The sequence below is a fragment of the Klebsiella sp. HMSC25G12 genome (assembly GCF_001807705.1).
GTDB classification, from domain to species: domain Bacteria; phylum Pseudomonadota; class Gammaproteobacteria; order Enterobacterales; family Enterobacteriaceae; genus Klebsiella; species Klebsiella variicola.
Map to the genome: position 1 here is coordinate 21632 of NZ_KV789880.1, position 10577 is coordinate 32208.

At 60.2% G+C, this 10577-nt stretch carries 9 protein-coding genes, 1 pseudogene and 1 riboswitch; of the genes and pseudogenes, 7 read left to right on the top strand and 3 right to left on the bottom strand.

Annotated features, from left to right (window positions below; translation table 11 throughout):
• Positions 1 to 23: 23 nt before the first annotated feature.
• The 3 genes and pseudogenes from HMPREF3096_RS11730 to HMPREF3096_RS11740 all read right to left on the bottom strand — a co-directional run.
• Positions 24 to 1130, bottom strand: a complete 1107-nt coding sequence (locus HMPREF3096_RS11730; RefSeq protein WP_070544433.1) for a DUF4056 domain-containing protein — start codon at positions 1128 to 1130, stop codon at positions 24 to 26.
• Between the two features lie 65 nt (positions 1131 to 1195).
• Positions 1196 to 2140: a porin family protein gene (locus HMPREF3096_RS11735; RefSeq protein WP_012968151.1), complete on the bottom strand. Its 945-nt coding sequence runs from the start codon at positions 2138 to 2140 to the stop codon at positions 1196 to 1198.
• Positions 2141 to 2158: 18 nt separating this feature from the next.
• Positions 2159 to 2414: pseudogene (locus HMPREF3096_RS11740) on the bottom strand (glyceraldehyde-3-phosphate dehydrogenase); the annotation flags it as partial.
• A 300-nt stretch (positions 2415 to 2714) separates the two neighbouring features.
• A riboswitch (TPP riboswitch) is annotated at positions 2715 to 2816 on the top strand.
• A 68-nt stretch (positions 2817 to 2884) separates the two neighbouring features.
• On the opposite strand from HMPREF3096_RS11740, the gene tenA reads away from it, so the two are divergent.
• The 7 genes from tenA (at position 2885) to HMPREF3096_RS11780 (ending at position 10283) form a co-directional block, all read left to right on the top strand.
• Positions 2885 to 3580 carry a thiaminase II gene (gene tenA, locus HMPREF3096_RS11745; RefSeq protein ID WP_012968150.1) on the top strand — a complete coding sequence of 232 codons (696 nt, stop codon included), beginning with the start codon at positions 2885 to 2887 and terminating at the stop codon, positions 3578 to 3580.
• Entirely contained in the window at positions 3577 to 4305 is a 729-nt protein-coding gene (locus tag HMPREF3096_RS11750) for an ABC transporter ATP-binding protein (RefSeq protein WP_012541643.1), read from the top strand. Before tenA ends, HMPREF3096_RS11750 begins: the two co-directional genes overlap by 4 nt.
• On the top strand, positions 4302 to 5042 hold the full coding sequence (locus HMPREF3096_RS11755) for an ABC transporter permease (RefSeq protein WP_070544434.1): 741 nt from the start codon (positions 4302 to 4304) through the stop codon (positions 5040 to 5042). The genes HMPREF3096_RS11750 and HMPREF3096_RS11755 overlap by 4 nt, the downstream gene beginning before the upstream one ends.
• A 24-nt stretch (positions 5043 to 5066) precedes the next feature.
• Positions 5067 to 6002 carry an ABC transporter substrate-binding protein gene (locus tag HMPREF3096_RS11760; RefSeq protein WP_012968147.1) on the top strand — a complete coding sequence of 312 codons (936 nt, stop codon included), beginning with the start codon at positions 5067 to 5069 and terminating at the stop codon, positions 6000 to 6002.
• A 306-nt stretch (positions 6003 to 6308) separates the two neighbouring features.
• The gene (locus HMPREF3096_RS11765) at positions 6309 to 7694 is read left to right on the top strand and encodes a diaminobutyrate--2-oxoglutarate transaminase (RefSeq protein WP_008804788.1); all 1386 of its coding nucleotides are present in this window, start codon (positions 6309 to 6311) and stop codon (positions 7692 to 7694) included.
• A gap of 9 nt (positions 7695 to 7703) precedes the next feature.
• Positions 7704 to 9182 (top strand): pyridoxal phosphate-dependent decarboxylase family protein, encoded by a 1479-nt coding sequence (locus HMPREF3096_RS11770; protein ID WP_165451319.1) that lies wholly within the window; start codon positions 7704 to 7706, stop codon positions 9180 to 9182.
• A 207-nt stretch (positions 9183 to 9389) separates the two neighbouring features.
• On the top strand, positions 9390 to 10283 hold the full coding sequence (locus HMPREF3096_RS11780; protein ID WP_032738858.1) for a LysR substrate-binding domain-containing protein: 894 nt from the start codon (positions 9390 to 9392) through the stop codon (positions 10281 to 10283).
• Positions 10284 to 10577: the final 294 nt, after the last annotated feature.

Here is a 10577-nt window from a genome sequence, read left to right on the forward strand (position 1 = left end):
GCGCTCGCCCTGAGCCTTTATGGCTATTTTTCAATTCGTGCCAGCTGGGTCTTATCCGCCTCACGAGCGCTATCCGCCAGCGCCTGGAACGCGTCGGCGCCATAGTATTGCGCGGGAACCGGCAGCGCCTGCATATCATGCCCTGGGTAGATCTGCAGTTCGCCGAGGTCGCGTAAGCGGAACCCCCCAACCTGCTCCGGCATGGTCAGGCGATACGGCGGCAGGGTTTCGAAAGGGACCGGCGTCGGCAGCCGATTTTCCTGCAGATCGTAGTTACGTTTCAGCACCAGAAACTTATCCGGCACCCGCCGGTGACTGTTCCACCAGTCGCCGTCGATCCGCTGAAACATCGCTTCCGTCTCCCCTCTCGTCGCCATCATCAGTCGGGTCAGCGCCTGTTTCAGCGCCGTATCCATGGCCTGGTTATAGTCTTCCAGCGAACCACCGTGGCTGCTGAGGATCACGTTAATCGCCAGCCTGGCGCCGAGTAAATTGGAGTAGAGATCCTCCGGCGAAAAAGCGGAGATCTCCTCAGAAAACCCGGGGACCGACTGGAAGCCATACCACTGGGCAATCTCATGCCATTGGGCAATTTCGAAGGCCAGATGACCCGCCAGCCAGGCGGCCAGCTGATAGCGCTGCCTGACGCCCGCCGGCGGCGTAAAGGCATTCAGCTGAACGCGGCGTACGCCCAGCTCTTCACTGTAGAAGATCCGCCCCGCCTGGCCCAGCGTCGGCGCAATACGATTGAACAGATAGAAGGTGTAGTCCGCCGTATCGCGCACATGGGCGATATCAATAAACCCGCCGCGACGGGTATAGATGAGCCCGTTCTGCTCCTCGCTGAGCCCCAGCAGGTTTTTCACCGCCCCGAACGCGCTATCGTTGTAATGGTGCTTGCCCAGCGTATCCAGGGTCAGCACATTGCCAATCTGGTATACCGGGATCGGGATGCCCACCGCGCGCACGTGCAGGTCGTAACCAAAAGCGCAGCACGGTCGCAGCGACTCCGGCGGCGGCAGCTCACCCAGGGTGGGCACCGGATGGATCGCCGTCACAGCGGGCAGCACCGGATCCTGCGCCAGCGCCGGCAGCGACAGTGCAAACAGCAGCCATAAGGCTTTACGCATCAACAGCCTCTCCACAACAACAAAAGAGCGCGCATCTTACCGGCAGATGGCGCCAGCAGTTTTAGTTAAAAACGGTATTCACCGGAGACAAAGAAGCTATTGCGCTCGTTAAAACCAAATTCAGTCAGCACGTTAAAGTTTTTGGTGACTTCATACTGGGCGCCAATCAGCATATTCCAGGGTGAGGTTAGCTTCTGCTTGACGTCGAATTTCCCCTCGCCGTCTTTATTGACTGCGGCAATCAGGGGCTGAAGCTCTGGCGGCATATGCAGGTCGGCCAGATCGCCTTTAAACTCCTGCTGCACGTCCTGATACATGCTCCCGACCCACAGGCTGAGGTGGGACGGCCCGTCGATCCCCTGAAAACTGAAGCGGTAGCCGACGCGCGGCGAGACGGTGACCGCCGAGATGCTGCCGTCGAGAATATCGAAATCGGTACGGGTGTAGTTAGTGTCTACTAACCCGAACCAGTTGCCGTATCCCCCGGCGAGCGTAAAGCCGGTTCCCCAGGTGGTTCCTTTGAAATCAAGCGTAAAATCAATATTCTGCAGTTTTCCGCTCTGATAAAGCTGGTGAACCGCGCCGGCGATCACCCGATCCAGACCGCGAAACTGCGAAGGATCCGAATCCACGGAGACCTGGGAGACAGACGACCCGCGGGTATGCCCCACCAGCCCGTAAACGTTGAGAAACGGAAAGACCCACATATCGAGGCGCAGGTTTTCGGTTTTGCTCTTCTCGCGGGTGTGCCCGGCATCGATGGCGAACATATCGCTGGGAATGGGATGGTTGCCCAGCTTAAGCCCGGAAAAGGTAATACTGTCGACCATGATATCCTGACGGATATTCATATAGCTCAGGTTGACGCCGTAGGGTAACGGGATCGAATACCCCCGGGCGCGTGCCTCATCTCCCCATATCGGAAAATAGCTGTCGCTCTCGCTCTGCTCCGCGGCCGACGCGCCACAGGCCGCCAACAGCAGCGTTAACACCGTTCCGGATGCTCTCATTGTTATTCTCATGTGTAGTTATAAACCCGAACCGACATTGCAATAGACCGCCTGCTCATGCTCACTGAACGCCACGTCAATCCCGGTACGCAAACCGTACTGCCGTGCAATCAGGTAACGAAAACCGGCCCCCCATGCCACCTCTGACTGTTCCGCTGGCGTGCGCGCCGCGCACCCCGCGCCAACGAATCCCTGCAGGATCCAGCGCGGGATGAAGGCCCAGGGAGGTTTGCGCCGTGACCACGTCGTCGTCCTGATAGCGGTAGCGCGAAATAGGGACATCAAAGGGTTATCATGGTGGATGAATGACTGATTAATGGCCCGCGACCGCCAGTGCGGACAACAGGAATTTCATGCTTACTCCGGGGCTTTGGGGACGCACGACACGCCTCACGAACAGTATTAACGCGACGGGGTAATGAAAATATAACGTATGAGAATAATGCTCACCAACGCGCAGCCGCCTGTTTTTCGGGTATTTTTAAACGAAAAAGTGCTGGCTATCACAGAAAAATGCCATCGCGATACAGGGCAGCGCGGTGATTGTATTCAAAAGGTGAATATCGTATAACATAGCGCTACCGAGGGGTGTCCCGTGAGGGCTGAGATGGCGCAAGCCGAACCCTTTGAACCTGATCTGGGTCATGCCAGCGAAGGGACGGGTCGGCAATTTTGCCTGCATTACCGCCATTGCCTGTTCACACCCCTGCACGCCCGGATCTCCCCTGAATATCTGGAGGTCCTGTGATAATTCCCGCGTTTAGCCATGGTCTTTATGGCCGTTTACGCCAGCTGGCCGCCGCTGACTGGCAGCACTATGTGGCGCATCCTTTCGTCCAGCAGCTTGCCGAGGGCACCCTGGCGGAAAGCGCATTTCGTCGCTACCTGACCCAGGATTATCTGTTTCTGATCCACTTTGCCCGCAGCTATGCGCTGCTGGTGAGTAAACTGCGCACGCTGCCGGAGATGCGGGCCGCGGCCGCCTCAATGAACGCCATCCTCAACGAACTGCCGCTGCACGTCGGTTACTGCGCTCAGTGGGGCATTAGCGAGCAGGAGATGGCTACCCAGCCTGAAGCGCCGGAAACCATTAACTATACCCGCTACGTGCTGGATATTGGCCACTCGGGTGACGCGCTGGATCTGCTGGTCGCGCTGATGCCCTGCGTGGCCGGTTATGCGGAAATCGGTCTCGGCCTGCTGCAGCATCCCGCCACCCGACTGGACGATAACCCCTACGCCTCGTGGATCCGCAACTATGGCGATGAAGGCTATCTGCACGGCGTCAACGCCGCGCTGGCGCTGCTGGAAACGGTGTGGCAGCAGCGCGGGAGCGAGGCCCGGATCACTGAGCTGAGCGAGATTTTCACCACTGCCACCCGCCTTGAGGCGCAGTTCTGGCAGATGGGCCTCAACGCGACGGCGGAGACCCGGGCGTGACGGCGCCGGGTATTGAGGTCCGTGGCCTGAGCCTGCATTTCGGCGACCGTCGGTTGTTCGACAACCTGTCGTTTACGGTCCCCGGCGGGCAATGGGTGTCGCTCCTCGGCGCCAGCGGCGCCGGCAAAACCAGCCTGCTGCGGGTGATGGCCGGTCTGGCGCCCGCCACCCGGGGAGAAGTGGTCGCCAGCGATGGGCAGCCTATTCAGGGCCGTCTGGCGTGGATGGGGCAGAAAGATCTGCTCTACCCCTGGCTGAGCGTCCGGGACAACGTCGCCCTCGGCGCGCGGCTGCGCGGTGAAAAAGTCGATCGTGCCCGGGTCGCCGCCCTGCTTGATCAGGTTGAGCTCTCGTCCTGCGCCGACGCCCGGCCGGCAACCCTCTCCGGCGGCATGCGTCAGCGCGCCGCGCTGGCCCGCACCCTGTATGAGGACCGCCCCATCGTGCTGATGGATGAGCCTTTCTCGGCGCTGGATACCCTCACCCGCACGCGCATTCAAACTCTGGCCGCCACCCTGCTGGCTGGTCGCACGGTGGTGCTGATCACCCACGATCCGCAGGAGGCCTGCCGGCTGAGCCACCGCCTGCTGGTCCTCTCGGCGCCCGACGGCGACATCGATGACAGCCATCACCTTGCCGGCACACCTCCGCGCGCGCCGGACGCGCCCGATCTCTTGAACAGCCAGGCCGCCCTGCTGCAGCAACTGATGAGGGCTCATCCATGACCGGACGTCTCTGGCGGGGCAGCATGGTGTTCTGCGGGTTGATGATCCTCTGGGGTCTGGCCAGCCGCAGCGGCATTCCTCACTTTCTTTTACCCTCCCCGATGGCGGTCGCCGAGGCGCTGTGGGTTAATCGCGCCTATCTCGGCTGGCACACGCTTATCACGCTCAGTGAGATCCTGAGCGGCCTGGCGCTGGGCGTGACGCTCGGCGTCACCCTGGCGCTGGGTATGATCCTCTCTCCGCGCCTGCAGCGCTGGCTGATGCCGCTGGTCCTCACCAGTCAGGCGATCCCGGTCTTTGCCCTCGCCCCGCTGCTGGTGCTGTGGCTGGGCTTTGGCATGAGCGCCAAAGTGGCAATGGCCGTGCTGGTGATTTTCTTTCCAGTGACTTCCGCCTTCTTTGATGGCTTGCGACGGGTCAACCAGGAGTATCTCGATCTGGCGCGCAGCATGAACGCCTCCTTCGGCGCTCAGCTGCGGCATGTCCGCCTGATGGCTGCCCTGCCTGCGCTGGGCTCGGGCCTGCGGATGGCGGCGGCGGTGGCGCCCATCGGCGCGATTATCGGCGAATGGGTCGGCTCCGCTGAGGGGCTGGGCTACGTCATGCTCAATGCCAATGCGCGGCTGCAAACCGATATCTGCTTCGCCGCGCTGTTTATTTTAGTGCTACTGACCCTCCTGCTGTGGCTGGCGGTAGAAACCCTGCTACACCGGCTGATCGACTGGTCACCGGAATAAAGATGAAGTAATAAAGGAAAACAGATGAAAAAGTCGCTTTTCGCCGGGGCATCCCTGACGGCCCTGGTCAGCGGCCACGCGCTGGCCAATGAACCGCTGACGCTGGTGCTGGACTGGTACATTAACCCCGACCATGCGCCGATTATGGTGGCCGAGCAGATCGGCGCCTTTAAGGCTCAGGGGCTGGACGTCAAGATTGTCCCTCCCTCCGATCCCGCGCTGCCTCCCCGCATGGTGGCCGCCCGTCAGGCGGATCTGGCCATCACCTACCAGCCGCAGGTGCACTTCTTCGCTGACGAAGGGTTACCGCTGGTGCGCGTCGGGACCCTGATTAACTCGCCGCTGAACACGGTGATCGCTCTCAACAAGCAGATCAAAACTCCGGCAGATCTGCAAGGTAAGAAGGTGGGCTATTCGGTCAGCGGCATTGAGCAGGCCACCCTGTCGACCATGGCGCAACACGCGGGTATCGATCCGGCCAGTATCAAACTGGTTAACGTCAATTTCCAACTGACCAGCGCCCTGCTGGCGGGCCAGGTGGACGCGGTCATCGGCGGCTACCGTAATATAGAAGCACAGGAGCTGAAGCTGCAGGGCAAAACGCCGGTAGTGATGAACGTCGAAGATTACGGCGTGCCGGCCTATGACGAGCTGGTGATTGTCGCCCATCGCGACGCGATTCATGAGGCCAAGATCCGTAAATTCCTCACCGCCCTGCAGGCCGGAGTGAGCTATCTGCGCGCCCATCCGCAGGAGAGCTGGGAGGCGTTTGCCGCCGCCCACCCGGAGCTGAAAACCGAACTCAACCACCAGGCGTGGCTGCAAACCGTGCCGCTGTTCGCCACCGATCCGGCGGCGCTGGATAAACCGCGCTACGAAGCTTATGAACAGTTTTTATATAACAATAAGTTGGTGAAAAAAGTCACACCTTTAACAAATTATGCGGTGGAACTGCATTGAGACTTGCTATCGCTGACGGAAGGCATTCCGTCAGCGTTTTAACGCAGCGGCAATAAAAATATAGAGACTTTCTCACTAATAATTACACTTTAAAGGGTTATCGTGACACGCAGTTGTTCTATTATAATTCAGCAGGTTACGTTAATTATTGCCCCGGTAAGAATAACGTCAAAATAACGCAATCAATAAAACGTTGAATGCGGATTTAAAAAGCCATATATTGTGCGCGCTTTATGAATGCCAATTCAATTCCTTAGACCAATTATTCAACCAGCGTTCAACCGCAATGCTGGTTGTGGGAGTGATATGATGACGGATAAAGTCCGTATTGATACTTTACGTGCCGATTTATTAGACGCAAACAACGAAACCTTTTTGGCCCGTCAGGCCGAATTCGAATCGAATGTCAGGAGTTACCCGCGTAAGTTACCGCTGGCTATCACTAAAGCTGAAGGCGTGTGGCTGACGGATGCGGATAACAAACAGTACCTGGACTGCCTCGCGGGCGCCGGTACTCTCGCTCTGGGCCACAACCACCCTGATGTATTGCAGAGCATCCAAAGTGTCATTACCAGCGGCTTGCCGTTACATACCCTCGATCTGACTACCCCGTTAAAAGATCGTTTCTCCGAATACCTGCTCTCTTGCCTGCCGGGCGAAGGGAAAGAGTATTGCCTGCAGTTCACCGGTCCTTCCGGCGCTGACGCCGTGGAAGCCGCGCTGAAACTGGCGAAAAAATACACTGGCCGTACGGCGGTGATCAGCTTCTCCGGCGGCTATCACGGGATGACCCATGGCGCGCTGTCCGTCACTGGCAACCTGTCGCCGAAAGCGGCGGTTAACGGCATGATGCCGGAAGTCCAGTTCATGCCTTACCCGCACCTGTATCGTTGCCCGCTGGGCATCGGCGGCGAAGCCGGCGTGAAAGCCCTGACCTACTACTTCGAAAACCTGATCAACGACGTGGAGAGCGGCGTCCGTAAACCGGCGGCGGTGATCCTCGAAGCCGTGCAGGGTGAAGGCGGCGTGAACCCGGCGCCGGTTGAGTGGCTGCAGCGCATCCGCAAAGTGACCGAAGAGCATGGCATTCTGCTGATCGTCGATGAAGTGCAGGCTGGCTTTGCCCGTACCGGTAAATTCTTCGCCTTCGAGCACGCCGGTATCCAGCCGGACATCATCGTGATGTCGAAAGCGGTCGGTGGCGGTCTGCCGCTGGCGGTGCTGGGCATTAAAAAACAGTTCGACGCCTGGGAACCGGGTCACCACACCGGCACCTTCCGCGGCAACCAGCTGGCGATGGCTACCGGTCTGACCACCCTGCGTCACCTGCGCGACAACAAGATTGCCGACAAAGTCGCTGCCCAGGGCGAGTGGCTGAAAGGCAAACTGGCCGAGCTGCAGAAGCGCTACCCGGTCATTGGCCACGTACGCGGTCTTGGTCTGATGATCGGTATCGAAATCGTCAAGCCGAACGAAGCGCAGGATCACATGGGCTGCTACCCGGCTGACGGCGAACTCTCTGCCCTGCTGCAGAAGAAATGCTTCGAAGCGGGCCTGATTCTGGAGCGCGGTGGTCGTCACGGCTGCGTGCTGCGTCTGCTGCCGTCCCTGCTGATCAGCAACGCGGAACTGGATGTGTTCCTCGACAAATTCGAACAGGCCCTGCTGGCCGCCGGCGTAAAGCCGGTCTGAGTGGAGTCAGTGACCACCATGTCCACATTGAATCCGATTCTTGCTGGTTCAGCGCAGAGCGTTGAAGCCTATCAGCAGGTTATCGAGCAGACCAGCCAGGCCGTTGTGCAGTGGCTGAAGCAACCTGAGATGTATCAGGGGAAAAGCGTTGACGAGCTGCGTGAGCGTATCTCCCTTGAATTTAACGAACAGGGTTTGGGTAACCAGGCGGCGATTGATCGTGCGATCGAGTACTTCCTGAAAGACAGCCTGTCGGTGCATCACCCGCAGTGCGTGGCGCACCTGCACTGCCCGAGCCTGGTAATTAGCCAGGCGGCGGAAGTACTGATCAACGCCACCAACCAGAGCATGGACTCCTGGGACCAGAGCCCGTCAGCAACCATCATTGAGATGAAGCTGATCGAATGGCTGCGCGCCCGGGTCGGTTATCCGGCTGGCGACGCCGGCGTCTTCACCAGCGGCGGCACCCAGAGCAACCTGATGGGCCTGATGCTGGCGCGCGACGCCTTCTTCGCCCGTCAGGGGCACTCCATCCAGCAGGATGGGCTGCCGGGGGATATCCGCAAGTACAAAGTATTGTGCTCGGAAAACGCCCACTTCTCGGTGCAGAAGAACATGGCGCTGATGGGCCTCGGCTACCGCTCGGTCACGCTGGTGAAAACCGACGAATTCGCGCGGATGGACGTGTCCGATCTGAAAGCGAAGATTGCGCAAGCGCAGGCTAACGGCGAGCAGATCATGGCGATCGTCGCCACCGCCGGCACCACCGACGCGGGGGCTATCGACCCGCTGCGCGACATCGCCGGTATCGCCGCGGAACATCAGATCTGGCTGCACGTTGACGCAGCCTGGGGCGGCGCGCTGCTGCTGTCTGAGCAGTATCGTGACTACCTTGACGGTCTGGAGCTGGTGGATTCCGTTACCCTGGACTTCCACAAGCAGTTCTTCCAGACCATCAGCTGCGGCGCCTTCCTGCTGAAGGACGCGCGCCATTACGAGCTGATGCGTTATCAGGCGGCCTATCTGAACTCCGAGTTCGATGAAGAACACGGCGTACCGAACCTGGTGTCTAAGTCGCTGCAGACCACCCGTCGCTTCGATGCGCTGAAGCTGTGGATGGGTCTGGAAGCGCTGGGCCAGAAACAGTATGCGGCGATCATCGATCACGGCGTCACGATGGCGAAAAACGTGGCGGAGTACGTGAAGTCGCAGCCGACGCTGGAGCTGGTGATGCAGCCGCAGCTGGCGAGCGTGCTGTTCCGTTCCCGTCCGGCGCAGATGGCGCAGAGCGACGCGGCGGCTATCGCGCTGCTCAACCAGCGCGTCGGCGATGCCCTGCTGGCTTCCGGCCGCGCTAACGTTGGCGTGACCGAGCATAACGGTGTCACCTGCCTGAAGCTGACCCTGCTGAACCCGGTGGTGACGCTGGATGACGTGAAGGTTCTGCTTAACCTGGTGGAACGCACCGCTCAGGAGCTGCTGGCGTAATAACCAGCCCTAGCGGGCGGCGCCTGCCGCCCCGCTGTCAGCCTTACCTGCAATAAGCCGATAATCTCCTTATCGGCTTTTTTATTTCTTTCCGCGCCACTGACGTTCTCTGCTCCCTGGCTGGTCGCTGGGCCCGTTGACGCCTGCCTTTCGCGATGCCACAGTACTATCCCGAGAATAACAACGTTCAGGATAAACATCCTGAAAATGAGGATGATGATGGAGAAACGCTTACCGGGGCTGGATCTCGACGCCCTGCGCAGCTTTGTGACCGGCATGGAGTGCGGCAGCTTCGCCCAGGCAGCGCTGCGCCTGTCGCGTTCCACTTCCGCCGTCAGCGCCCAGCTTAAAAAGCTGGAGAGCCAGTGCGGTGCGGCGCTGGTGGCCAAACAGGGGCGGCATCTGGTGCTCACCGCGGAAGGCGAAAAGCTGATGAGCTACGCCAGACGACTGCTGGCGCTCAATGATGAAACCCTGCGCGCGCTGCAGGGCGAGCGGCTCACCGGCGAGATCCACCTTGGTATGCAGGAAGATTTTGGCGAATCGCTGATGCCGGGGATCCTGGGGCAATTTAAACGGCATCATCCGCAGGTGCGGATAGTCGCCAGGGTGGATCGCAATGGTCCGCTGCGCCAGGCGCTGGCGGAAGAGGTGCTGGATCTGGCGCTGCTGTGGCAAACCGAAGATCAGGGTCCCGGGATGGGCCGCTGCCCGCTGGCGTGGATTGCGCATCCTGACCTGGATATTGGCGCACTGCTGGCCTCCGGCGAGCCGCTGCCGCTGGTGATGTTCGACAGCCCGTGCCTGATGCGCTCTCGCGCTATTGCCTGTCTCGATGCCGCGGGGATCCCCTGGCAGGTGGTATTCGTCAGCCACAGCCTGAACGGCATCTGGGCGGCGGTACAGGCTGGCCTGGGTCTGACGATACGCACCCGCATCGGCATGCCCGGCAACCTGCGCACCGTCGCCGGGCTGCTGCCATCGCCAGGTAGCCTGGCCGTTAACCTGCAACAAACCCCGCGCGAGGGACAGCATTCCGCCGCCGTGGCGCTGCTCGGCGAACTGATGACCGAGGCCCTGCAGGGGTGGGTCGAGATGTGACGTTGTCACGCAACTTCCATTCACCCTCACCCTAACCCTCTCCCTGAAGGGAGAGGGAACCGTTCGGCAGTCACCGACAATGGGCATCCAGCGCCTCTCCCGCTTCGATGCCCGGTGGCGGCTGCGCCTTACCGCGCCGACATTCTCCCTGCGCGCTCCTGTAGGCCGGGCAAGCGCAGCGCCGGCCGACAATGGGCATAAGGGATGAAGGGAATCATCCGGCAGTCACCGGCAATGGGCATCCAGCGCCTCTCCCGCTTCAATGCCCGGTGGCGGCTGCGCCTTACCGGGCCT

Coding starts and splice junctions, on each gene's coding strand:
- HMPREF3096_RS11735 (WP_012968151.1), bottom strand. CDS start 2,140: ATGAGAGCATCCGGAACGGTGTTAACGCTGCTGTTGGCGGCCTGTGGC.
- HMPREF3096_RS11760 (WP_012968147.1), top strand. CDS start 5,067: ATGAAAAAGTCGCTTTTCGCCGGGGCATCCCTGACGGCCCTGGTCAGC.
- HMPREF3096_RS11755 (WP_070544434.1), top strand. CDS start 4,302: ATGACCGGACGTCTCTGGCGGGGCAGCATGGTGTTCTGCGGGTTGATG.
- HMPREF3096_RS11730 (WP_070544433.1), bottom strand. CDS start 1,130: ATGCGTAAAGCCTTATGGCTGCTGTTTGCACTGTCGCTGCCGGCGCTG.
- HMPREF3096_RS11765 (WP_008804788.1), top strand. CDS start 6,309: ATGATGACGGATAAAGTCCGTATTGATACTTTACGTGCCGATTTATTA.
- HMPREF3096_RS11780 (WP_032738858.1), top strand. CDS start 9,390: ATGAGGATGATGATGGAGAAACGCTTACCGGGGCTGGATCTCGACGCC.